General features: G+C 61.4%; 28 protein-coding genes, 1 tRNA gene and 1 pseudogene. 15 read left to right on the top strand and 15 right to left on the bottom strand.

Annotated features, from left to right (window positions below):
- Positions 1-236 precede the first annotated feature (236 nt).
- Positions 237-461: a hypothetical protein gene (locus CIT26_RS26265; RefSeq protein ID WP_095495275.1), complete on the bottom strand. Its 225-nt coding sequence runs from the start codon at positions 459-461 to the stop codon at positions 237-239.
- 386 nt (positions 462-847) lie between these two features.
- Positions 848-1,075: a hypothetical protein gene (locus CIT26_RS26270; protein ID WP_095495276.1), complete on the bottom strand. Its 228-nt coding sequence runs from the start codon at positions 1,073-1,075 to the stop codon at positions 848-850.
- Positions 1,076-1,405: 330 nt separating this feature from the next.
- On the opposite strand from CIT26_RS26270, the gene CIT26_RS26275 reads away from it, so the two are divergent.
- Entirely contained in the window at positions 1,406-1,606 is a 201-nt protein-coding gene (locus CIT26_RS26275) for a YodC family protein (RefSeq protein ID WP_095495277.1), read from the top strand.
- 64 nt (positions 1,607-1,670) lie between these two features.
- Here CIT26_RS26275 and CIT26_RS26280 read toward each other — a convergent pair whose 3' ends face one another.
- From CIT26_RS26280 to CIT26_RS37955, 3 genes are read right to left on the bottom strand one after another with little or no spacing between them, the layout of a single operon-like run.
- Positions 1,671-1,874, bottom strand: a complete 204-nt coding sequence (locus CIT26_RS26280) for a hypothetical protein (protein ID WP_095495278.1) — start codon at positions 1,872-1,874, stop codon at positions 1,671-1,673.
- 14 nt (positions 1,875-1,888) lie between these two features.
- Entirely contained in the window at positions 1,889-2,047 is a 159-nt protein-coding gene (locus CIT26_RS36810) for a hypothetical protein (protein ID WP_167391542.1), read from the bottom strand.
- Entirely contained in the window at positions 2,044-2,250 is a 207-nt protein-coding gene (locus tag CIT26_RS37955) for a ribbon-helix-helix domain-containing protein (protein ID WP_095495279.1), read from the bottom strand. Before CIT26_RS37955 ends, CIT26_RS36810 begins: the two co-directional genes overlap by 4 nt.
- 76 nt (positions 2,251-2,326) lie before the next feature.
- On the opposite strand from CIT26_RS37955, the gene CIT26_RS26290 reads away from it, so the two are divergent.
- The 3 genes from CIT26_RS26290 (at position 2,327) to CIT26_RS26300 (ending at position 3,554) form a co-directional block, all read left to right on the top strand.
- Positions 2,327-2,608 (top strand): hypothetical protein, encoded by a 282-nt coding sequence (locus CIT26_RS26290; protein ID WP_095495280.1) that lies wholly within the window; start codon positions 2,327-2,329, stop codon positions 2,606-2,608.
- Entirely contained in the window at positions 2,605-2,895 is a 291-nt protein-coding gene (locus CIT26_RS26295; RefSeq protein ID WP_095495281.1) for a hypothetical protein, read from the top strand. The genes CIT26_RS26290 and CIT26_RS26295 overlap by 4 nt, the downstream gene beginning before the upstream one ends.
- Before the next feature lie 362 nt (positions 2,896-3,257).
- Positions 3,258-3,554, top strand: a complete 297-nt coding sequence (locus CIT26_RS26300; RefSeq protein WP_143747922.1) for a hypothetical protein — start codon at positions 3,258-3,260, stop codon at positions 3,552-3,554.
- Between the two features lie 1,135 nt (positions 3,555-4,689).
- On the opposite strand, the gene CIT26_RS26310 is transcribed toward CIT26_RS26300, so the two are convergent.
- The 3 genes from CIT26_RS26310 to CIT26_RS26320 form a co-directional block, all read right to left on the bottom strand.
- Positions 4,690-4,764 (bottom strand) — tRNA-Glu (locus tag CIT26_RS26310).
- A gap of 90 nt (positions 4,765-4,854) precedes the next feature.
- On the bottom strand, positions 4,855-5,262 hold the full coding sequence (locus CIT26_RS26315; protein ID WP_095495284.1) for a VOC family protein: 408 nt from the start codon (positions 5,260-5,262) through the stop codon (positions 4,855-4,857).
- Entirely contained in the window at positions 5,259-5,651 is a 393-nt protein-coding gene (locus CIT26_RS26320; RefSeq protein ID WP_095495285.1) for a fimbrial protein, read from the bottom strand. Before CIT26_RS26320 ends, CIT26_RS26315 begins: the two co-directional genes overlap by 4 nt.
- 26 nt (positions 5,652-5,677) lie before the next feature.
- On the opposite strand from CIT26_RS26320, the gene CIT26_RS26325 reads away from it, so the two are divergent.
- Entirely contained in the window at positions 5,678-6,763 is a 1,086-nt protein-coding gene (locus tag CIT26_RS26325) for an RluA family pseudouridine synthase (protein WP_095495286.1), read from the top strand.
- Positions 6,764-6,972: 209 nt separating this feature from the next.
- Entirely contained in the window at positions 6,973-7,884 is a 912-nt protein-coding gene (gene rpoH, locus CIT26_RS26330) for an RNA polymerase sigma factor RpoH (RefSeq protein WP_095495287.1), read from the top strand.
- 108 nt (positions 7,885-7,992) lie between these two features.
- On the opposite strand, the pseudogene CIT26_RS26335 reads toward rpoH, so the two are convergent.
- Positions 7,993-8,076, bottom strand: a pseudogene (locus CIT26_RS26335) (DUF2274 domain-containing protein); the annotation flags it as partial.
- Between the two features lie 92 nt (positions 8,077-8,168).
- On the opposite strand from CIT26_RS26335, the gene CIT26_RS26340 reads away from it, so the two are divergent.
- The gene (locus CIT26_RS26340) at positions 8,169-8,786 is read left to right on the top strand and encodes a hypothetical protein (protein ID WP_143747923.1); all 618 of its coding nucleotides are present in this window, start codon (positions 8,169-8,171) and stop codon (positions 8,784-8,786) included.
- Between the two features lie 252 nt (positions 8,787-9,038).
- Here the strand turns inward: CIT26_RS26340 and CIT26_RS26350 are convergent, their stop codons facing one another.
- From CIT26_RS26350 to CIT26_RS26365, 4 genes are all read right to left on the bottom strand, one after another.
- Positions 9,039-9,911: an MBL fold metallo-hydrolase gene (locus CIT26_RS26350; RefSeq protein WP_095495290.1), complete on the bottom strand. Its 873-nt coding sequence runs from the start codon at positions 9,909-9,911 to the stop codon at positions 9,039-9,041.
- 147 nt (positions 9,912-10,058) lie between these two features.
- On the bottom strand, positions 10,059-10,718 hold the full coding sequence (locus CIT26_RS26355; protein ID WP_095495291.1) for a peroxiredoxin: 660 nt from the start codon (positions 10,716-10,718) through the stop codon (positions 10,059-10,061).
- Positions 10,719-10,893: 175 nt separating this feature from the next.
- Positions 10,894-11,259, bottom strand: coding sequence for a cell division protein ZapA (locus tag CIT26_RS26360; RefSeq protein WP_095495292.1), 366 nt, complete (start codon positions 11,257-11,259; stop codon positions 10,894-10,896).
- An 11-nt stretch (positions 11,260-11,270) separates the two neighbouring features.
- Complete coding sequence (locus CIT26_RS26365) at positions 11,271-11,543, bottom strand: DUF4164 domain-containing protein (RefSeq protein ID WP_023797069.1); 273 nt, start codon at positions 11,541-11,543, stop codon at positions 11,271-11,273.
- A gap of 306 nt (positions 11,544-11,849) precedes the next feature.
- On the opposite strand from CIT26_RS26365, the gene tkt reads away from it, so the two are divergent.
- The 7 genes from tkt (at position 11,850) to CIT26_RS26400 (ending at position 21,309) form a co-directional block, all read left to right on the top strand.
- The gene (gene tkt / locus CIT26_RS26370; protein WP_095495293.1) at positions 11,850-13,841 is read left to right on the top strand and encodes a transketolase; all 1,992 of its coding nucleotides are present in this window, start codon (positions 11,850-11,852) and stop codon (positions 13,839-13,841) included.
- Between the two features lie 153 nt (positions 13,842-13,994).
- Complete coding sequence (gene gap, locus CIT26_RS26375; protein WP_095495294.1) at positions 13,995-15,005, top strand: type I glyceraldehyde-3-phosphate dehydrogenase; 1,011 nt, start codon at positions 13,995-13,997, stop codon at positions 15,003-15,005.
- A 253-nt stretch (positions 15,006-15,258) separates the two neighbouring features.
- On the top strand, positions 15,259-17,148 hold the full coding sequence (locus CIT26_RS26380) for a potassium/proton antiporter (RefSeq protein ID WP_095495295.1): 1,890 nt from the start codon (positions 15,259-15,261) through the stop codon (positions 17,146-17,148).
- 109 nt (positions 17,149-17,257) lie between these two features.
- On the top strand, positions 17,258-18,454 hold the full coding sequence (locus CIT26_RS26385) for a phosphoglycerate kinase (RefSeq protein WP_095495296.1): 1,197 nt from the start codon (positions 17,258-17,260) through the stop codon (positions 18,452-18,454).
- 129 nt (positions 18,455-18,583) lie between these two features.
- A complete protein-coding gene (locus tag CIT26_RS26390; RefSeq protein WP_095495297.1) occupies positions 18,584-19,609 on the top strand; it encodes a class I fructose-bisphosphate aldolase in 1,026 nt (341 codons plus the stop codon).
- 129 nt (positions 19,610-19,738) lie between these two features.
- Positions 19,739-20,479 carry a DUF899 domain-containing protein gene (locus CIT26_RS26395; protein ID WP_095495298.1) on the top strand — a complete coding sequence of 247 codons (741 nt, stop codon included), beginning with the start codon at positions 19,739-19,741 and terminating at the stop codon, positions 20,477-20,479.
- 98 nt (positions 20,480-20,577) lie between these two features.
- Complete coding sequence (locus CIT26_RS26400) at positions 20,578-21,309, top strand: SGNH/GDSL hydrolase family protein (protein WP_095495299.1); 732 nt, start codon at positions 20,578-20,580, stop codon at positions 21,307-21,309.
- 13 nt (positions 21,310-21,322) lie between these two features.
- Here CIT26_RS26400 and CIT26_RS26405 read toward each other — a convergent pair whose 3' ends face one another.
- Together CIT26_RS26405 and CIT26_RS26410 are read right to left on the bottom strand one after the other, a co-directional pair.
- Positions 21,323-21,502: a hypothetical protein gene (locus CIT26_RS26405; protein ID WP_164759070.1), complete on the bottom strand. Its 180-nt coding sequence runs from the start codon at positions 21,500-21,502 to the stop codon at positions 21,323-21,325.
- A 57-nt stretch (positions 21,503-21,559) separates the two neighbouring features.
- Entirely contained in the window at positions 21,560-22,513 is a 954-nt protein-coding gene (locus CIT26_RS26410) for a ring-cleaving dioxygenase (protein WP_095495300.1), read from the bottom strand.
- A 269-nt stretch (positions 22,514-22,782) separates the two neighbouring features.
- Here CIT26_RS26410 and CIT26_RS26415 point away from each other — a divergent pair, with 269 nt between their 5' ends.
- Positions 22,783-22,950 carry a hypothetical protein gene (locus tag CIT26_RS26415; RefSeq protein ID WP_095495301.1) on the top strand — a complete coding sequence of 56 codons (168 nt, stop codon included), beginning with the start codon at positions 22,783-22,785 and terminating at the stop codon, positions 22,948-22,950.
- Positions 22,951-22,998 lie beyond the last annotated feature (48 nt).

The raw sequence follows: 22,998 nt of genomic DNA on the forward strand, positions 1-22,998 counted from the left end.
GGCACGCTGATCAGCCCGGCCCCCATGCCGGAGAGCGCGGCGACCAAGCCGTCAGCTACACCACTCCCTGGGACACGATCGTGGTCGCTTCGATAGCCGACGCCGAGACGGCGCTTCAGTAACCATGGCCACTCATGGAAAAGCCGTCCAGGCTTGCCCGCGAGAGCGGGTTGCATGAACGCAGGCGACAAAAGCCGGTCCCTCCGCGCATGGGCCGGCTTCTTATTGAATAGCGCTCAGTCCTTTGCGTCGTCACCGTCTTGCACAGAGCCATCGTTTTCATCTGCCGGGCTTTCTAACCCGGCTAGTTGCCGGTCGGCCATTTCTTTAGCGAGGCCCACCAGAGCATCGACCTCTTGCATCTGGTCCATGTGACCGCCATGGGCGACGCGTTTCCGGATCCTCTTCAGTTGGTCAGAGGTAAGTCGCAATATTTCGGCGATGGACAGCTTCTTGGCCACGCCTGCATCTCCTGCATCCCAACCCTCGAGATGAGCAAGCGTTCCGGCCCGAAACCTTTTACGGGTAAAGTTCGAGCGGCCCGGCAGCCCTATTGGGGTGACCAACAGCCAGCCGCCGGGCCTGGCCGGCTGGCGGTTGGGGGGCGGTCGCCGGCTGGGCAGTTATAGGCTCCCCATGCGTTGTTGCTAATTTAGTAAAATTGTCATGTTCCGTTCCCCCTGGCCGTCAAATCGGATGAGCCTGGAGGCGACTCCATGCCTAAAACGGGTGAGTACCGGCGGCAACGGGGCCGGCGTGCGGCTTGCCTTTGTAGCCGGTCGCGATGTTGTCCCTCCGGAGGAGCGATTCGCCGTGCGGGTGCGCGCTCTAAGAGTTCATCAATCCCCTACGGCTGGGTACGCTCGGCTATGGCGAACGCCTGTAAGTTCTTTGCCTTGCCGTGGTCGTCGTCGGCATTTGCGATAATCGAGAAGAACGCCGCGCGGGCGATGTCCTTCTTTGACGCGCTCGGGTGTTCTTTCCTAGCCGCCTTAACCAGTTGCTTTGGTGTCATTTCTGGCGTGACAATCCGCATGAGGGTGGCGCCTATCGCCTGCATTTCAGCCGCGTCCATGATCCAAACTCCTCAAAGCCACCCGCATTCGCACAGTATCTCATATTCCTAATGTGTGGAACGTGCGGCGTCCGGTTCGGCCCGGATGCACCAGCAATGGAATGGGATCTGAAACCCAAGCTCAGATGCAAAAAATGCGAGGGGAAAAAGGTCGGCGTGATCTATACGCCCGACACCAGGCCGAATGCTTACGGCAAGGCCAAATGATGACCGGCTGCAAGACACGATCTCAATTTGGTGCACCGCGCTTGCGGCGAGCGCTTGGCCTGTTGCCACCACGTCCTACGTCTGATTACCTTTGATTGTTTTCAAACATCAGGAGGGCCAACCATGGCGGACAATTTCAAGACCGGAGATGTGGTCCGTCTGAAGTCAGGAGGCCCTAACATGACTGTCAGCGACGCTGCCGCCTCGGGCTCCGTATTGTGCAATTGGTTCAATCGTGAAGGCGAAACTTGGACCCCGCAACACGCCGGATTCAAACCAGATCAACTGGAAATGGCGCACTTGGTCAGTCCCTCTCAGGCGTAACAAGCTTCGCGCAAGATCCCGTTGCGCGCAACGATTCCGCCACCGGGAAGCGCGAGACCATTCTTTAGCCGCCACCGTCTAGAACGCCACCCGCTTGACTGAATACAACCGTGCCGTCGTCTTTGCGTACTTCCACCGCTACGATACCGTCATCCTGCTTTCGAGCAGGGAATGTCGCCAGTGCGTGATCTCTTGCGGCCTTCTCGGCATCGAAGGGCGTCTCTTCAACAATGCCCTGTTTCCCGTACCAAATCACTGTGTAGGCCACTGCTGCGACGCTCCCTACATATCGTTGTTTTCGATGATGCCGGCTTCGCCGTCGGGCAGGTGAGGGGCGGGCGGGCGCGATTTCTTGATCCTTACCCCGGCGCCGCCGCCGTTCTCAGGGATGAAACTCCACGCCGGCGGCTTCGAGGGCAGCGCGGAAAGACCCGGTTTCACTCAGCCTTCAGTACCTGGTGTCTGATCAACCAGTCACGAATGATCAATCGGACGGCTTCAGGTCGCGAAACATCATGCTCGGCAACAAATTGATCGACGCCCGCGAGCATGTCCGGTTGAAGGCGGACCATGATCGGCACACCCTTTCCAGTTGGGGCCGGTCCGCGCCGTTTCTTTGATACCACGGTTTCTTGCTTTGGCATAAAAACTCTGATATCAGAATTCCCGTTCTTGCGGAAGCGCTAGAGCCTCACACAAAACCGAATTGGAGAAGATCCGATGCCGAACACCTATGTTCGGGCAGCCGCCGAAGGCATGCCCGCCACCAAGGAAAAGATGACCTTCATGGATCTGGAGCCGCTGATCTGCGACGCTTACAACATGATCGACGTGCTGTTGAACCTCTTGGAGCAGCATTTCAGCTGTCCCCCCGAAAACGGCAACTACGTCATCCCCGAGACGGAAGGTAGCCGCCTGTTCTTCGTTGCCAGCGTCGCGGAGTCGATGTCCCACAAGGCCAGGAAGAGCTACTACGAAGCCACCGAAGGAAAAGCGTCATGAGCACCGCCCCGACTGTCGAACCCTTCTGCGTCTCAGACACGTTCGTCACCGGCGCCGGCCCGCTCCAGTTCATGGGCGACAATCTCAGGCTGACCTTGTTCGTTCTGCAGCGCTCGACCTATGACGGCGGCACCGAAAACGCCGTTGTGTCGAAGCTAGTCGGAAGCAGATCCGACATGCTCAAGATCGCCGCCGACATATTGAAGGGGTGCCACGCTCACGCGCCGAAAGACAAAATCAAGGATGCCTTTGTCGAATTTCTCGAAGGCCCGACAGGGCGGCACTGAATTTCAAGCCAACTCACGACCTCGCCCGCTGCCTTCACGGTGGCGGGCTGTTCTTTTCTCGCGCTTCCCTTCATTAATGGATTCACGTTCATGGGGGGGCGGGCAATGGTTCAGTTCTGTGTGGAAATTGCGTCAGAATCACCCTGCCGAATTTGTGAGACGGCTGTACCTCTTCAGCTCTCGGAATGCCCGAAATGCTCGGCGGCCACGTATCGTCTGACTTTCACGGATTTCTTTGGGGATTTGGAGGGCATGCGCATTGCTGATGCGCGTTACGGCGGACTGGTCGTAGGCCGGCAAGGCCCCGTAGACGACATACCCATGTACCTTCACGTGGGTGGAGGGATTTTGAGTTAGCCGGATTGATGCACGGTCGAGAGTTTATCGTCTCAAACCAGGCCACCGCAAAACACTCAAAGACCCTTGAGGAGATCAATTCAGAAAAGGGCTCGGCGGGAGATATTCCGCTTTGCTACTCGATCAGGTCATCAGTCATCAACACGAACTTCCTGCCACCCGGAGGGGGCATTTGGATCACTCACGGCCAGTTTATCGTCAATGCGTTTGCCACCGCAAAACATCTCGACACACTTGAACGGCTGAACGCCGATGCCAATCCTGAGAGCGTCTTGTCGATCGGCATGCATTCAACTTCGTGAGCCCGCGCTGCCTCACGGTGGCGGGCTTTAACGTCTAACGCGCGAACATACGGAGGTGGACTCTCTCCCAGATCGGAGTAGGCTGCACCCATCGGCGATAAACATCATGGGCATCACCGGCTGAAAGCGACTACCGCACTTCCGCCCCGAATGGGAGGAAAGCTATGGTCAGCCCCAGATCTTCAAGAAGTGGCATTGCCTATCCAGACGACCTTGCTCTGTTGAAGCGAGTCTATGACCGTGTTTGTCACGAGGAAGGACTTGCCGAAGGCAGCGAAGACGCGGCGTATCTGAGTAAGTGCGCCATAAGCCTCTTCTCGCAGGGCGAATTCGACGAAGCAATTCTTTACGAGCGCCTCCGTGATCGACGGTGAGCCTCCCATGGCGCGCATCCCCCATGTCGCGTGAACCTGCCGATAGTCGCAGGGAAGAGCTGGAATGCAAGGAGTGGGCCCGACGCTCCATTTTCATGGCGCGCTCTTCGCGTGGCTGATGTCACGGTCTGTCCGAAGGTGGCTTTTGAACCTTTTGAGGGTTCGCGCCTGGGGCTTATGTGAAAATTTCGTGTCGAACCGGGCCATTTCCAACCCCGCAACTATCGGAACGGCCCGTTGCTATTGCCGCCTCTCATCGCGGTAATCGTGGGCATTACCCCTGCTTTGGTGGGTAATCTCGGGACCAATACGCACGCACGTACGAATTTGCGACAAAAGCCCGTCCGAAAACAGAGAGACCGGGGACAAGTCAGTTCGGAATTCCTTTGCGCTGGATGCTCTTAGGGGGAGTTTAACCAATTTGGCGGGAGTTTCGCGGCTGGCCAGCATCGAGTTTGAATAGCCATGCAGCGGCCGGGGCATCGGCCTGGAGTCGATAGAACACCGCCTGCAACTCTAAGAAGGCCGCAAGACGCTCTTGTCGGCGCCGATCTGCCCCAAATAATCCGAACATTCGATTCCCTGCCCCATGGCCAAGGTTTTGGTGATGTCGCAACGCGCGAACAGATATGGCCCTTTAAAGCCTCGCGCAATAGCGAGCCTCTGAGGCTACCGCAAATCGAAATGGACTACGTACGGAGGGCTTATTTGACCGTTATTTGACGGTTTTACCTGCCGACCCGCTAAGCAGTTGATTTCCTTGGTACGCCCAAGGGGAATCGAACCCCTGTTCCCGCCGTGAGAGGGCGGTGTCCTGACCGCTAGACGATGGGCGCGTTCAAGAACCGGCGATATAGGCTGACGGCCGGGAAAAAGCAACTGGCCTTCGGACAGTCGATGATGCCGGGAAAATATCCGTTGCAAGCTTACCGTTTTGGCTCGATCAGGTCCCAGAGATTTCCATGGAGATCGGCGAAAACTGCCACAGTGCCATAGGCCTCGTGGCGGGGCGCCTCACGGAATTCGACGCCCTTTGCGAGCATTGCCGCATGGTCGCGGACAAAGTCGTCGGTTTCGAGGAACAGAAAGACGCGGCCGCCGGTCTGGTTACCGATGCTATCCCTTTGCGCGTCATCGGCCGCCTCGGCCAGCAGCAGCCGCGCGCCTTGTCCGTTGGCCGGCGCCACCGTGACCCAGCGCTTGCCGCCGCCCAGATCGGCGTCCTCAATGAGCGAAAAGCCCAGCCTGTCGACATACCAGGAGATCGCCTCATCGTAATTGGCGACGACAAGCGCGACGGTGGCGACGCGGCGATTTTCGGCGAAACCAGTCATTTGTTGCGGATCGAAAAGCGACCGATGATGCGGCGTTCAGTGATGTCGTAGACAAAAATGGCGCGGCTGCCGTCGGCAAGCTCCGCATCGATGGAGACGCGGTTGCCGGAGAGCGACTGGCTGATGACCTTGGCGCCGACCGGCAGCACGATGTCGCCGGTCAGCGGCTCGCCTGATGGCACCTGGATGTCGCCGGCAAGTGATGGACTATTGGGCGGCGAGCTGGCCGGTGGCGCGGTGCGCGTTTTGTAGACAAGGGCTGCGATCACCACCATAAGGGCGAGGAACAGCAGGCCGAGATTGATGGCGACGAAGCGGACGAGCTTCTTGCGCACCTTTTCAACTTCGGGGTCGAGCGGCTTTTCCTCGTCTTCGTCGGCAGCAGCCATGGCAAAACATTCCGGAACGATTTTCGATGAGCGCTCATAACGAAGAGGCCCCCATATTGATAGAGGATGGATTAATGGAGGGCGGATCGCCAGACGGGGGATCGCCAAACGGGGGATCAATAGTGCTGGAAGCGGGTCCCGATGCGGCCGGCCAGCGCCTCGACCAATGGCTGGCGGGCAAGCTCGGTCCGGACATGTCGCGCAGCCGGGTGCAGATGCTGATCAGGCAGGGCGCGGTCAAGGTCGGCGGCCAGCCAGTCAACGAGACGAAGCGCAAGATGGCGGCCGGTGACCGCGTGTCGGTCGACATGCCGCAGCCGGAGCCGGCGGAGCCGCAAGGCGAGAACATCGCGCTCGACGTCCTCTATGAAGACAACGAATTGATCGTCATCAACAAGCCGCCGGGGCTTGTCGTCCATCCCGGCGCCGGCAACTGGACCGGCACGCTGGTCAACGCGCTGATCCACCATTGCGGCGACAGTCTTTCCGGCATCGGCGGTGTGCGGCGGCCTGGCATCGTCCACCGCCTGGACAAGGAGACCAGCGGCGTCATGGTCGTCGCCAAGACCGACCGTGCCCACAAGTCATTGTCGGAGGCCTTTGCCGACCATGGCCTCACCGGCGATCTCAAACGCGCCTATCTGGCCCTGGTCTGGGGCATCCCGACGAGACCGACAGGCACGGTCGACGAGCCGCTCGGCCGCGCCGCCGACCGCGTGCGCCGTGCCGTGGTGCCGGAGGGCCGCGACGATGCCCGCCACGCCATCACCCATTTCACCGTGATCGAGCGCTTTGGCGAGCAGCAAAAGGAATTTGCCACGGCAAGCCTCGTCGAATGCCGGTTAGAGACCGGCCGCACCCATCAGATCCGCGTCCACATGGCTCATATCGGCCATCCGGTCGTCGGCGATCCCGATTACGGCCAGGCCTTTCGCACCAAGGCGAACCGGCTGCCCGAGCCGCTGAAAGGCCGGGTGAAGGCATTTCCGCGACAGGCATTGCATGCCCGCCTCCTTGAATTTCGGCATCCGGCTACCCATTTGACGATGAGGTTCGAGGCGCCGGTGCCGAGGGACATGGAGGAACTCGTCGACGGCTTTCGCGAACTCTGAACCGCCTTCCATCCATTTAAAACCCGATCGGCGAAAACCTGACCGGCGTTGTTCACTTTGGCGTGACACACTGTTTTCGTGTTGAACCAATGCTGTCCTTTCTGGTTTTGTTCCTATATACACCGGTTGTCGCGAACGAGCCTTTGGCGTTCGCAACATATGCCCGCCACGTTTCGGGGGCACCACTCCAAGAGAGAGGGGGCGCTATCATGGCCCAGTCACTACCTAGTATCGTTTCCGGCGAAGGCGGCCTCAGCCGCTACCTGGAAGAAATCCGTCGCTTTCCGATGCTTCAGCCGCAGGAAGAGTACATGCTCGCCAAGCGTTACGCCGAGCATGAGGACACCACGGCTGCACACAAGCTCGTCACCAGCCACCTTCGGCTCGTCGCCAAGATCGCCATGGGCTATCGCGGCTACGGCCTGCCGATCGGCGAGGTGATCTCGGAAGGCAATGTCGGCCTGATGCAGGCCGTCAAGAAATTCGAACCGGAGCGCGGCTTCCGGCTCGCCACCTACGCCATGTGGTGGATCAAGGCCTCGATCCAGGAATACATCCTGCGCTCGTGGAGCCTGGTCAAGATGGGCACGACCGCCAACCAGAAGCGCCTGTTCTTCAACCTGCGCAAGGTGAAGGGCAAGATCCAGGCGCTTGACGACGGCGATTTGAAGCCCGACCAGATCACCGAGATCGCCACCCGCCTCAACGTGTCCGAAGCGGAGGTGGTGTCGATGAACCGCCGCCTGTCGGGCGACGCCTCGCTCAACGCACCGATCCGGGCGAGCGAAGGCGAGTCCGGTGAATGGCAGGACTGGCTGGTCGACGACCACGAAAGCCAGGAAGAGGCGCTGATCGAGCAGGACGAGCTGGAAAACCGGCGCGGCATGCTGTCCGGCGCTCTTGCCGTGCTCAACGAGCGCGAGCGGCGTATCTTCGAGGCGCGCCGCCTTGCCGAGGAGCCGCTGACGCTGGAAGAGCTGTCGTCCGAGTTCGACATCAGCCGCGAGCGCGTGCGCCAGATCGAGGTGCGCGCCTTCGAGAAGGTGCAGGACGCGGTCAAGGCCGCGGCCAAGCGCCAGATGCAGGCCCTGCGCACCATCGAGGCGCAGCCGGCGGCGTAAAGCTTCCGACGGAAACAAATAAAGGCGGCGTCAGGCAACTGGCGCCGCCTTTTTTATTGGTCCTCAGACTGCCGGAAGAACTGTCGCTTGGTGTCATATTCTAGCAAGTTACCGGTTCCGCCGCGCCTTCGCGAACGCCAAATCCGTCGCCATAAACCGCTCAATCATCGGTATGATCAGCCTGGCCGGCTCATGCGGCATTATAGCAATTTTCCCCAAGCCCTGGAAACCGCAACGCTGCAAATTGTGGCGGCAATGTTCCGGCGCCGACACGGGCTTCCGCCTTGAAATTTCACAAGGTGGCGCTTGCGGCAAGCGGGCGCGACAATGGGCCGCCGGGGCTGCGCTGGGCAGTTGAACTCGCCTATTTGGAAACCAAAGGCAGTATGACGATGACGATTTCTCCGTTTCTCACCGCTCTCGGATCCGAAGGTCCCCCAGCCGACCGAGCGAAAGACATGGACCTGTATGGATGGCTAATTGGAAGCTGGGAAATGGACACGGTCCACTACCTCGACGACGGCACAATCCAGAAGTGGAATGGAGAATGCCATTTTGGCTGGGTGCTCGAAGGCCGCGCGATTCAGGACGTCTGGATTAGGCCCAAGCGCCCTGCGCCGTCCACGATGTATGGCACGACTTTGCGCATCTTCGATCCTAGGATCGATGGCTGGCACATCATATGGAACGACCCGCTCAACCGAGATCACTCGCGCCAGATCGGGCGGGCCGAGGGTAAGGACATTGTCCAACTCGGCACTGACTCGCGCGGTCTGAAAACTCGATGGCGTTTCACCGAGATCACTGCCAACAGCTTCCATTGGATCGGCGAGGAAAGATCTTCCGTGAGCGACCCTTGGAAAATCACGTATGAACATTTAGTCCGCCGAACAAAACCCTGAAGCTAGACTAGCTGGCGTCTGCGCTGCCCCTCATCCGGCTGCCGCCACCTTCTCCCCGTATAGTGACGGGGGGAAGAGGCAGATCGCACCGCCGCCACTCTTTTTTGCAACGTCGAAAATTAGCGAAATCGTCAGTGAAAGCGTCCTTCTCCCCGTCGCTATACAGTCGCTATACGGGGAGAAGTGCCCGGCAGGGCGATGAGGGGCGGCGCCGAGTTTGAATTGGAGTTGTAGTGCCAGCGACCCATCTCATCAAAGGCAATCGAGCGGAAACTTCAGATAGCGGCGACCGTTTGATTCCGGTTCCGGCAAGCGCCCGCCATTCATGTTGACCTGCAGCGCGTGCAGGATCAGCCTTGGCATCGGCAGCGTCCTGTCGCGCGCCTCGCGCAACGCCACGAAATCGGCCTCTGTCCTGCAGGCGGCAACATGGGTGTTCTTGGATTTCTGTTCCGCGACCGTGCTCTCCCACAGCGGTTCGCGTCCTTCTGTCTGGTAGTCATGACCGACGAAAAGGCGTGTCTCGTCCGGTAGCGCGAGGATATCCTGGATCGAGCGCCAGAGTCGCGCCGCACTGCCGCCGGGAAAATCCGCTCTTGCCGTGCCGCTGTCAGGCATGAAGAGCGTGTCGTGGATGAAAGCAGCGTCGCCGATCACATAGGTGATCGAGGCCAGCGTATGGCCCGGCGAAAAAAGCACCTTGGCCGGAATGCCGCCGACCGAAAATGTTTCGCCATCGGCGAACAGTCTGTTCCACTGGGATCCGTCGGCAGGAAAATCCGGCCAGTTGTAGATCGCCTTCCACAATTTCTGGACGTCGATGATCTTCTCACCAATCGCCGTGGGCGCCCCGGTCTTCGCGCTAAGATAGTGCGCCGCCGAGAAATGGTCGGCATGCGGGTGCGTGTCGAGTATCCACTCGACCTCCAGCCCGTTCTCCCTGATGAAATCGAGCAGGGCGTCGGCATTCTTCGTCGCTGTTGCGCCGGACTTCTCGTCGAAATCGAGGACTGGATCGATGATTGCGCATCGTCGCGTCTGCGGGTCGGCAACGACATACTGGATGGACCCGCTCGGCTTGTCGTAAAAGCCTGCCACCTGCAGCTTGGCCGATGTCGCGTCCAATCTCGGCTCCCTCAACTCCCACCCGGCAGGAATGGTTTTCCCTGCCGGGGTAAAAGAAGAGCATGGTCATTCGCCAGCGCAACGCCGTCAAGCACCGCATGCTCATGCAGGCGTGAAAACCGAAATTCTCCGTGCCGTCCTGGCTGCTCAGGCGGAGGGCTGTTTGGTCTTCCTGAGATACGGCAGGACCGTCTCGTAGGCGCCGAAACGCTTGATCGCATCCTCGTTGGAAACAGCGGCGGTGATGATGACATCTTCGCCCTGCTTCCAGTTCGCCGGCGTCGCCACCTGGTGCTTGGCGGTCAGCTGGATGGAATCGATCGCGCGCAGGATCTCATCGAAGTTACGGCCGGTCGTCATCGGATAGGTGAGAACCAGCTTGATCTTCTTGTCGGGGCCGATGACGTAGACCGAACGCACCGTGGCATTGTCTGCGGGCGTGCGCCCTTCCGAGGTTTCGCCGGCGCCGGCCGGCAGCATCTCGTAAAGCTTGGCGACCTTGAGATCCTTGTCGCCGATCAGCGGATAGTTCACCGATTGGCCGGTCGCCTTCTTGATATCATCCTGCCATTTGCCATGGCTTTCGACCGGGTCGACGGAAATGCCGATGATCTTGACGTTGCGCTTCTTGAACTCGCCTTTCAGGCCGGCCATCGTGCCGAGCTCGGTCGTGCAGACCGGCGTGAAATTCTTCGGATGGCTGAAAAGCACCGCCCAGCCGTCACCGATCCAGTCGTGGAAGCTGATCGTCCCTTGCGTGGTTTCGGCCGTGAAATCCGGCGCGGTATCGTTGATACGGAGGCTCATGACGTGTCCCTACCCTGTGAGTGCAGATTGCAGCCGGCATTGACCGGCGCTGCTTTTGCCTTTCTACCACTCCGGCGTCATCCTTCAAACGCCTGTTGCGTCGGCATCAAGGCCGACTGCGAAAATATTTTCATTGCTTCTCGGCAAAGGCAGCAGGAATTTCCGCTGCGCTGGCTCAGCCCTTGTTCACCGCCAGCGTCGTCGCCAGGTCTTCCATGCGCTGGGCGAGCGCGCCAAGCGCTTGGGTCAGCACGGAATCGTTCTTGTCGGCCTTGGTCAGCGCGTCGTCACGCGTCTTGCGCAGCGTCAGCACTTCGCTTTCCATGCCCTTGACGCGTTTTTGCAGTTCCGAAAGCTCGTCCATGACCATGATGCCGGCCATCACCGTCAGCCGCTGGTCGCCGATCTCGCCGAACGAATCCTTCAGATGCGAGACGTAGCGGTCGAAGCGCTCGGCAAGGTCGATCAGATGTTCTTCCTGGCCCTCGTCGCAAGCCATGCGATACTGCTTGCCGTCGATGGAAACCGTGACTTGTGCCATTGGGCCAGCCCCTATCTGTCCAACACGGCGCGGATGGTTTCCATGGCGGTCACCAGCCGACGCGACACTTCCTTGTTGGCGTCTTCCAGCCGTTCGGCGCGCGCTTCGGAATTGTCGAGTTCCTGCGCCAGCCGCGAGCGGTCGGCGTTCATGCGCTGCACCTCCGCCTCGGCTTCCGTATAGTCGCGCTCGTGCTCGAGCTTGGCCGCGACGGCATTTTCCAGCCCCTCGATGGCCTTACCTAGCCTGGCAATGACTTCCTTGAGTGTCGTTTCCCCGGTCATGGCTTTCGTCCTGCGCCCTGCCCATCACCGAATCATCCACGTTCAGAACGCGTTATGTCTGAAACATTACCCGCCGTGTGAAGCCAACGTCAATAAAGCTCTCGCGACTGTCCCCTACTAACGCTAATGTAGAGCCTCCAAGACCCTTCTGGCGCCATCACAAGACCGGCAAAAGCGCCGGATTATTGACTAACAAGATCGGCAAAAGCGCGCCGGTTTGTTGACTAAAAAGCCGCGCCTGCTATGTGTCGCGCACCCCCTTTCCAGGGCTCTCCCAAGGCCCCGAACCCCCACACTGGAGGAAGCATGACCTCGCGTGAACAACATGACCGGATGGCCAATGCGATCCGTTTTCTTTCCATGGACGCCGTCGAGAAGGCCCAGTCCGGCCACCCCGGCCTGCCCATGGGCTGCGCCGACATCGCCACCGTGCTGTTCACGCGTTTCCTGAAATACGATGCGAAGAGCCCGCATTGGCCCGATCGCGACCGATTCATCCTGTCGGCCGGCCACGGTTCGATGCTGCTTTATTCGCTGCTTTATCTGACCGGCTACGAGGACATCACTCTCGACCAGATCAAGCATTTTCGGCAAGTGGGGTCGAGGACGGCAGGCCATCCCGAATATGGCCATGCCGCCGGCATCGAGACGACGACCGGCCCGCTCGGCCAGGGGCTTGCCAATTCGGTCGGCTTCGCACTCGGCGAGCGCATCATGAATGCCGCCTTCGGCAACGACCTCGTCGATCACTACACCTATGTGCTGGCCGGCGACGGCTGCCTGATGGAAGGCGTCTCGCAGGAGGCCATCGCACTTGCCGGACATCTCAAGCTGAACAAGCTGATCGTCTTTTGGGACAACAACAACATCTCGATCGACGGCCCGGTGTCGCTGGCCGACAACACCGATCAGGTTGCCCGCTTCCAGGCATCCGGTTGGAACGCCAGCCACATTGACGGCCAGGATCCGGAGGCGATCGCCTATGCCATCGAGGCGGCCCGCCATTCCGACAAGCCGACGATGATCGCCTGCAAGACGACGATCGGCTTCGGCGCGCCGACCAAGGCCGGCACCAACAAGGCACACGGTTCGCCGCTCGGCGCTGAGGAAATCGCCGGCGCGAGAAAATTCTTCGGTTGGGATTATCCGCCTTTCGAGCTTCCTGCCGATATCCTCGATGCCTGGCGCGACGCCGGCAAGACGGGCATCAAGGCACGCACCGACTGGGAAGGCCGCCTTGCCAAGGCCGACGCCCAATTGCGCAGCGAATTCGAGCGCCGCATCAGTGGCACGCTGCCGGCGAATTTCGACGCCGTCATCACCGACTACAAGAAGAAGCTCAGCACGGACAAGCCGAAGGTCGCCACCCGCAAATCGTCGGAAATGGCGCTCGAAATCATCAACGGCGCGGTGCCGGAAACCATCGGCGGCTCAGCCGACCTGACCGGCTCCAACAACACCAAGACCAGCCAGACCAAGAACATCACATCAGACGATTACGGCCAGCGCTACGTTCACTACGGCGTCCGCGAGCACGGGATGGCGGCCGCACTCAACGGACTGACGCTGCATGGCGGCATCATCGCCTATGGCGGCACCTTCATGTGCTTTTCCGACTACGCCCGTCCGTCGATGCGGCTCGCCTCGCTGATGGGCATCCGCTCGATCTTCGTCATGACCCATGATTCCATCGGTCTCGGCGAAGACGGCCCGACCCATCAGCCGGTCGAGCATCTGGCCGCACTGCGCGCCATTCCGAACCACAATGTCTTCCGCCCGGCGGACGCGGTCGAGACCGCCGAATGCTGGCAACTGGCCATCGAACAGGAAAAGACGCCTTCGACGCTGGCGCTGACCCGGCAGAACCTGCCGGCGGTGCGCAACGACTTCGTTGCGGAAAACCTCAGCCGCCAGGGCGCCTATGAGCTGGCCGCCGCCAGTGGCGATGCGGCGGTGACGATCTTCGCTTCGGGTTCCGAGGTCGAGATTGCGCTGGCGGCGCGCGAGGCATTGGAGAAGCACGGCCATCCGACCCGCGTCGTCTCTGTCCCCTGCTTCGAATTGTTCGACAAGCAGAGCGCCGACTATCGCAACAAGACGATCGGCAACGCACCGATCAAGATCGCCATCGAAGCCGGCATCCGCCAGGGCTGGGATCATTTCATCGGCACCGACGGCATCTTCATCGGCATGACCGGCTTCGGCGCCTCTGGCACGATCGAACAGCTCTATCCGCATTTCGGCATCACCGCCGAAGCGACGGTGAAGGCGGCGGAAGCCCGCCTGCACGGCGAGTAAAGCCAGACACCCGCGAGACCGCGCATGGCGGTTTTGCGGCAGCCTCAGTCTGGTGGACTTAAATCCAACCCATCGACGGCTGGATTCTTTGGCAGCCCGCCGTTATGAAGCTGCGGACTTGATCTTCGGCCTCCAACTCCCAGGGAGAGAAAAATGACCGTCAGAGTTGCCATCAACGGATTCGGCCGCATCGGCCGCAACATCCTGCGCGCCATCCACGAATCCGGCCGCAAGGACATCGACGTCGTCGCCGTCAACGACCTCGGCCCGGTCGAAACCAACGCGCATCTGCTGCGCTTCGACAGCGTGCATGGCCGCTTCCCGCATGAAGTGACGGTTGACGGTGACCAGATCACCGTCGGCACCGAAAAATTCAAGGTCACCGCGATCAAGGACCCGACGCAGTTGCCGTGGAAGGAGCTCGGCATCGACATCGCGCTCGAATGCACCGGCATCTTCACCGCCCGCGACAAGGCCGCGGCGCATCTGACCGCCGGCGCCAAGCGCGTCCTCGTCTCGGCGCCTGCGGAGGGCGCCGACCTCACCGTCGTCTATGGCATCAACCATGACAAGCTGACCAAGGACCACATCGTCATCTCGAACGCCTCCTGCACCACCAACTGCCTGGCGCCGCTGGCAGCCGTGCTGCATGAGGCCGTCGGCATCGAGAAGGGCATGATGACGACGATCCACTCCTACACCGGCGACCAGCCGACGCTGGACACCATGCATAAGGATCTCTACCGCGCCCGCGCCGCGGCCCTGTCGCAGATCCCGACCTCGACCGGCGCGGCCAAGGCGATCGGCCTGGTGCTGCCCGATCTCAAGGGCAAGCTCGACGGCATCTCCATTCGCGTGCCGACGCCGAACGTCTCGGTCGTCGATTTCAAGTTCATCGCCAAGCGGCCGACGACCGTGCAGGAGATCAACGAGGCGGTTATCGCCGCCTCCAACGGCAAGCTGAAGGGCATTCTCGCCGTTACCCATCACCCGAACGTATCGATCGACTTCAACCACGATTCGCATTCCTCGATCATGGCGCTCGACCAGACCAAGGTTATGGACGGAAACTTCGTTTCGGTGCTGTCCTGGTACGACAATGAATGGGGTTTTTCCAACCGCATGGCCGACACCGCCGTCGCGTTCGGCAAGACCATCGCCTGATCGCAGAACCATCTTCTCGCGACTTGGAAACGCCCGGCTCTGTCCGGGCGTTTTCATGAGAGCGCCCAGCACCCTTTTGGATGCTCAAGCGGCGCTCTGACGGTTTGATTGGCAAGACCGCGCCTCGAGCGCCAAAACACTCAAAAATCAGCGGCATAGGGCAAAAAACCACCCTCCCGCCTTGCACCGGTCATGTCTTCGCCTCACTCTCTCGTAAAGCGAGAGGAACACGAATTCGAGGGGCGATTGGCGGATGGAGCATGCGATCTATCTCGTGACACTGGTCGGCGCCGCACTGGTCGTTGCCGCCGCGTTTTCGAGCCTGATCGCCTTCCGCTTCGGCGCCCCTCTCTTGCTGCTGTTTCTCTGCATTGGCCTGGCCACCGGAACCGACGGCCTCGGCATCCAGTTCGACAATGCGCGGCTGGCTTATTTTGCCGGCTCACTGGCGCTGGCGGTCATCCTGTTCGATTCCGGTTTCGGCACGCCGCTCAACGCTTTGCGGCAGGCGGCCGGACCGGCACTGTCGCTGGCGACTATCGGCGTCCTTTTGACCACTGGCCTGTTCGGCGTCGTCGCCCACTATCTGCTCGATCTCAGCTGGCTGGAATCCTTCCTGCTCGGGGCTGCGGTCGCGTCGACCGACGCGGCAGCCGTGTTCTTCCTGTTGCGCGCCGGCGAGATCAATTTGCGCGAACGCGTGCGTTCGACGCTTGAGGTGGAATCCGGCACCAATGATCCGATCGCCATCTTCCTGACCATTAGCCTGGTCGAGATCATCGCCGCCAACGCCAATCCCGAGGCCAGGGTGCTGGTTGCCGACCTCGTACTCGGCTTCCTTCTCAACATGGGGCTTGGCGCCATTGTCGGCATTTTCGGCGGCCTCGCCATCGTGCGGCTTGTCGACCGGCTCAATCTCGACCACGGGCTGCTGCCGATCTTCGTGCTGACGCTGTCGCTGATGGTGTTCGCCGCTGCCGGCGCCATTGGCGGCTCCGGCTTTCTGGCGGTCTATCTTGCCGGCCTCATTGCCGGCAATTCCGACATCCGCGCCGTCACCATCCTCAAGCGTTTCCAGGACGGCATGTCGTGGCTGGCACAGATCATCATGTTCCTGATCCTCGGCCTGTTCGCGACGCCCTCGCAATTTCCGGCGATCCTGCTGCCGGCGGTGCTGCTGGGCCTGTTCCTGATATTCGTGGCACGGCCGATCGCCGTCTGGCTTTGCCTGATGCCGTTCCGTCTGCCGCGCCCGGAAGTCGCCTTCGTCTCATGGGTGGGCCTGCGTGGCGCCGTGTCGATCCTGCTCGCCATCACGCCGCTGCTTGGCGGCCTTGAGAACGGCCGCCTCATCTTCAACACCGCCTTCATCGTCGTGCTGGTGTCGCTGGTCATCCAGGGATGGACCGTCGGGCCGCTGGCGCGCCGCCTCGGCCTGATCGTGCCGGCCCGCCTGGGTCCGTTGGACAAGGTCGAACTTGAATTGCCGGGCTCCGCCCATCACGAGCTGCTCGCCTATCGCGTAGCACCTGGCAGCCCGGTGGCACGCGGTGAGCGCATTCCGCGCTGGGCGCGGCCGTCGCTGGTGCTGCGTGACGGACGCTCGATGCGCTTCCAGGACATGGGCAGGCTCGCCGCCGGCGACCATGTCTACATCTTCGTGCCGGATCGCTATCCAGCCCTGCTCGACAAGCTGTTCGCCAGCCGCGCCGTGGTCGATCCCGAGGATGCGGACTTCTTCGGCGCCTTCGCCGTCGATCCGGCGCGCTCCGCCGCGGAACTGGAAGCCGCTTACGCGCCGGGCCTGACCGAGGAGGAACGCAAGCTGACCGTCGGTGACCTTGTGACGGAGCGGCTCGGCGGCCATGCCGAATATGCCGACCGCGTGCTGATTGGTCCGATCGAGCTGATCGTCCGCGACGTCGACGACAAGGGCAAGATTACTGGTCTCGGTCTTTCCCTCGAGCCGACCGCGCCGGTGGCACGGGTGCCGGTGTTCCTGAGTGCCGGCGAAATCGCCGACCGCATTGTTGCCTTTGTGCGCAATTGGCGCAAGCGGATCAAAAAGCGAAGTGGCGAGGCGCCGGCGGACGCGGAACCGTCTCCACAGCCGGTGGTGGAAAAGGCAACCGACGGGGGCTGACGGCTTCCGACACAAGCCGTGGTCATATTTTCCGCGTAGCACCATTGCAGGTCTTGCATCGTCGTTGGTGCGGGTTAAGGTCCCGGCGTTTTTTGCGAAAGGGAACAGCATGGCCGGCTTCAAGACACTGGATGACATTGGCAACATCGATGGCAAGCGTGTGCTGGTGCGCGTCGACCTCAACGTTCCCGTCGCCGACGGCAAGGTCACCGACGCCACCCGCATCGAGCGCATCGCGCCGACCATCGCCGAGCTTTCCGGCAACGGCGCCAAGGTCATCCTGCTTGCGCATTTCGGCCGGCCAAAGGATGGACCGTCGCCCGAATTCTCGCTTGAGCCGATCGCCAAGGCGACCGCAGAGGTGCTCGGCCGCCCTGTCGGCTTCGCGGCCGATTGCATCGGCGACAAGGCCGCGAGCGCCGTCGCCGCGATGGGCAACGGCGACGTGCTGCTGCTCGAAAACACCCGCTTCTACAAGAGCGAGGAGAAGAACGACCCGGACTTCACCGAAAAGCTCGCCGCCAATGGCGACATCTTCGTCAACGACGCCTTTTCCGCTGCCCACCGCGCTCATTCGTCGACGGAAGGGCTTGCGCACCTGCTGCCGGCTTTCGCCGGCCGTACCATGCAGGCCGAGCTCGACGCGCTGGAAAAGGGCCTCGGCAATCCCGCGCGCCCTGTCGTCGCCATCGTCGGCGGCGCCAAGGTCTCGAGCAAGATCGACCTCCTGATGAATTTGGTGAAGAAGGTCGACGCGCTGGTCATCGGCGGCGGCATGGCCAACACCTTCCTGGCCGCGCGCGGCACCGATGTCGGAAAGTCACTGTGCGAGCACGACCTCGCCAACACCGCCAAGCAGATCATGATCGAGGCGGCCGAAGCCGGCTGCGCCGTCATCCTGCCGGTCGACGGTGTCGTCGCCAGGGAATTCAAGGCGGGCGCCGCCAGCGAAACCGTCGCCATATCAGAGGTGCCGGCCGACGCCATGATCCTCGATGTCGGCGAAAAGACCGTGAAGACCGTTGCCGACTGGATCGACCGCGCCGCGACGCTGGTCTGGAACGGTCCGCTCGGCGCCTTCGAGATCGAGCCGTTCGACCGGGCGACGGTGGCGGCAGCCAAGCACGCCGCGGCCCGCACCAAGGCCGGCAAATTGATCTCGGTCGCCGGCGGCGGCGACACGGTGGCAGCACTCAACCATGCCGGCGTGGCCGACGACTTCACCTACGTCTCAACCGCCGGCGGCGCCTTTCTGGAATGGATGGAGGGCAAGCCGCTGCCCGGTGTCGATGTGCTGAAGCGCTGAGGCGAGAGGCGAACGAGGGCGTTTGCGCGTTTCAATCGATTCGAGTTTTCCACTCGGAATGGTTCGACTTGAACCTGCCTTGCACTAGTGGTCTGCTAGTTTGGAACAACTGTTTCAGGAGGATGCACAATGAGCGAACGTCTCGAGGACATTGCCGCCGCGATGGTGGCCGACGGCAAGGGTCTTTTGGCCGCCGACGAAAGCTCCGGCACCATCAAGAAGCGCTTCGACGTGATCGGCGTCGAATCGACCGCCGACAGCCGCCGCGACTATCGCGAGATGATGTTCCGCGCCAAGGAGGCGATGACCAGATACATTTCCGGCGTCATCCTCTATGACGAGACCATCCGCCAGAAGGCCGCGGACGGCACGCCGCTCGTCGACATCATCAAGGCGACCGGCGCCATCCCAGGCATCAAGGTCGATGCCGGCGCCAAGCCTCTGGCTGGGTACCCCGGCGATACGATCACCGAAGGCCTCGACGGCTTGCGCGAGCGGCTCGCCGACTATTACAAGCTCGGCGCCCGTTTCGCCAAATGGCGCGCGGTGATCGACATTGACGTCGCCAAGGGCGTGCCTTCCGCCACGTCGATCGGCTCGAACGCCCATGCGCTCGCCCGCTATGCGGCGCTTTGCCAGGAGGCCGGCATCGTGCCGATCGTCGAGCCGGAGGTGCTGATGGACGGCGCCCATGACATCGGCACCTGCTACGAGATCAGCAAGGCAACGCTGACAAAACTCTACACCGAGCTCTACGCGGCCCGCGTCGTCCTCGAAGGCACCATCCTGAAGCCGAACATGGTTCTCGCCGGCAAGAAGTCGGGCAAGACCAGCAGCCCCGAGGAAGTCGCCGAAAAGACCATAAAACTGTTCCGCGAAACGGTGCCGGCCGCGATTGGGGGCATCGCCTTTCTCTCCGGCGGGCAATCGGACGAGGAGGCGACCGCCAACCTAAACGCCATCAATGCCATCGGCCCGCATCCATGGAAGCTGACCTTCTCCTATGGCCGAGCCTTGCAGGCGGCGCCACAGAAGGCGTGGAGCGGCAAGGCGGCCAACGTCGCCGCTGCCCAGGCCGCCTTCGCCCATCGCGCCCACATGAACCATCTGGCAGCGCTTGGAAAATGGCAGCCGGAACTGGAACAGGCCGCCTGACCGGATTTTTTCTACCTCAGCCGAACCCGGGCCATCTGCCCGGGTTCCGCATGCTCCCAAAAAAACGCGACGGCCGTGTCGGCTTGCGTTGAGCCCAAACGTCCTTGGGGCTCAAAGAGGAGCAGTCGGATGCCAAACAACAAGATCGTTTCACGGGAAGACTGGTTCCAGGCGCACAAGGCGCATCTGGCCCGCGAGAAGGAATTGACGCGATTTCGCGACCGCATCGCTGCCGAACGGCGGGAATTGCCTTGGTTGAAGATCCGGAAGGACTATGTCTTCGAGACCGAACAGGGCCCGAAGAAACTGGTCGACCTGTTCGCCGGCGCAAGCCAGCTGATCGTCTACCACTTCATGTTCGGGCCGGGCGCCGACTACCGTTGCGAAGGTTGCTCCTTCCTTGCCGACCACATCGACGGCGCCAACCAGCACCTCAAGCACCACGATGTGTCGCTGGTCGTGATCTCGCGGGCGCCGTTGGCTGAATTTCTGCCCTACAAACAGCGCATGGGCTGGAAATTCGACTGGGTGTCGTCCTACGCCTCGGACTTCAACTTCGACATGCAGGTTTCCTTCACCGACAAGCAGATCGCATCCGGCGACACGACCTATAATTTCGAGCAGCGCGCGCTGAAATCGAAGGACCTTCCCGGCACCAGCGTGTTCTACAGGGATGAGAACGGCGACATCTTCCTGACCTTCATGTCGCGCTCCAGGGGCGGCGATCCGCTGATCGGCGCTTATCACTATCTCGACCTGACGCCGAAGGGCCGCAACGAGACCGGTCCCTATCACAGCCTGATGGACTGGGTGCGGCTGCACGACGAATATGCAGACAGGTCCGAAATGCAGGACGCCTGTTGTCATTGACGACCGGCAGCCGACGCAGGTCTTTCGCCTTTGGCCCGATATGCGCTAAGTGCTGCTCGCTATGCCCTTAAACGGACTTGCCCCATTAACGGTTTGCGATGCAGCGCTTTCTAGCCCTCCTCACCTGGCTCGCCTTTCCGGTCTATGTTTGGCAGGGGCTCGGCGTGCGCCGCCGCACCACCCGCATGCTGCCGGCGCAAGGTCCGGTCATGCACGAGATATCAGGCCAGGCGCCGGCGGTCTCGCTTCTGATGCTTGGCGATTCTTCCGCCGCTTCGGTGGGCATCGGCAATTCCGAGTACGGGCTGGCCGCGCAACTGGCCGATCTGATCTCGAAACGCACTGGCCGTGCGGTGCGCTGGCGGGCAGCCGGCTTCAACTCGGCGACCTCAGGCCAGATCCGCGACCACGTGCTGCCCAATCTGTCGGCCGATCCTTGGACGCATATCGTGCTCGCCATCGGCACCAACGACACCAAGAACTTTCACTCGGTGCCACGCTTCAAGAGCGATTTTGGCGGCCTGCTCTACGCGCTGCGCGCCAAATGGCCGGAGGCGCGCGTGGTGTGGTCGCCGGTGCTGGAATTCACCCGGGCACCGGCAATGCCGCCGCTGCTCGGAAAAATCCTGGAGATCCGCGCCGCCGAGATGAACCGGATGGGCGAGCGCCTCTGCCTCGAACGCGGCGCGGTGCCGGCGCCGCGCCTGCCGATCACCGATGCCGAAGCCGGTTTTGCCTCCGACGGATTTCATGCCTCGGAAGCCGGCTACCGGGCCTGGGCGGAACATCTCGTCGACTTGGTGCTGGCCAAGGAACCACGCCTCGCATAGCGGGCCTCCAGCCCTACGTCCAATGCCCCAGCGCCGCTGTTATCGAAATCGCCGCCATCGCCAATACCGCCAGCTTCCAAAAATCGCTGCGCCGCTTCAGCCCCGGCCAGCCGAGCGGCTTGATCAACTGAATGACCATCATGGCGACGATGACGAGCGCAAGAAGTTTCGACATGCCGCCTTTGACCAGCATCGCGGTCGGCTGTCAAAGCGCTCCGCTCGTACCAGATCGCCATAACGCTGAGAGGTTCTATGTCAGCGGCTTGAGGTCGGCCTCGATCGCAGCCCGGTTCGGTTCGAGGAACGGTGGCAAGGCCAGCCTTTCGCCCAGCGTTTCCAGCGGCTCGTCGGCCGTGAACCCTGGGCCGTCGGTGGCAATTTCGAACAATATGCCGTTCGGCTCACGGAAGTAGAGCGAACGGAAGTAGTATCGTTCGACCTCACCGCTTGACGGCAGGCGGAACTCGGCCAGCCGCGCCGTCCATTGATGCAAAATCTCCTGGTCCGGCGCCCTGAATGCCACGTGGTGGACCGCACCGGCGCCCTGCCGTGCCGGCGCAAGGCCCGGCTGCACCGCGACATGAAGCTCCGCCGCCGGGCCGCCTGCTCCCATCTCGAAGACATGAACCTGGCCCTGACCATCCGGCGAGGCATAGTCCCGCGCCTTGCGCATGTTCATCACCCTGGTCAGCACGGTTTCAGTGTTGGTGATGTCAGGAACGCTGATAACGATGGGCCCGAGCCCGCGTATCTGGTGCTCGACTGGGACCGGGCTTTGAGCCCAGGGATGATTGTCGCCCTTGCCGCCATCGCTGACGAGACGCAGGCGCTGGCCTTCTGGGTCTTCGAAGTCCAGCGACGGGTAGCCGCCAACATCGCCGATCTCTCCCGTCGCGACGGTCTTGCCGGCCAGGCGCTCCTTCCACCAGGCAAGGCTTTCGGGGCTGGCGACCCTCAGGCTGGTCCGCACGATGCTGTTGGTGCCGCGCCGTTCGCGTCCGACCGGCCAATCGAAGAAGGTAAGATCGGTGCCAGGCGTCGCCTCGGCGTCGGCATAGAAAAGGTGATAGGCTGACGTGTCGTCCTGATTGACCGTCTTCTTGACCAGCCGCAGCCCCAAAGTACCGGTGTAGAAACGAAGGTTTCCCGGCGCATTCGCTGTGATAGCGGTTAGATGGTGGATTCCCGTTAGTTGCAGGCCCATGGTCGTCCTCCCTGATCTCTGGAAAATTTTTCTCCTTCAATATCGGAACGCCGACCCTATCGCAGAAGGACGCGAATTCCGACAGTCCGTCGCTGCAAGCTGAACGATCCCAACTCTGACAGGGACATGCGATGAACAGGCCGGCGTGCCTCGTACCGTCGAGATCGGGAAGACAACCGGCAGGATCACCAAGGCCATCAAGCCTCCTGACAGACTGCTGTCAGGAGGGGTGTGCGATAGTGTCTCCATCGAAAGAGAGGAGACCAGCTATGAACGGTTTTACCATTCTGCGCAGCGTGCAGCACTATGTCGGCAAGATCAGGACGATGCGCAACGAGATCCGCACCCGGCGTTTCATGAATGGGTTGCCGCAGAGCATCCGCAAGGACATCGGTTGGCCGGATAATTACGAAGGCCGCCACGGCCGCGGCAATTGAGGCGATTTTTTTCGCGGCAGCAGTTGGATCCGGACGCCACGGCGCCCA

The sequence above is a fragment of the Mesorhizobium temperatum genome (assembly GCF_002284575.1).
In the GTDB taxonomy this organism is placed as follows: Bacteria; Pseudomonadota; Alphaproteobacteria; order Rhizobiales; family Rhizobiaceae; genus Mesorhizobium; species Mesorhizobium temperatum.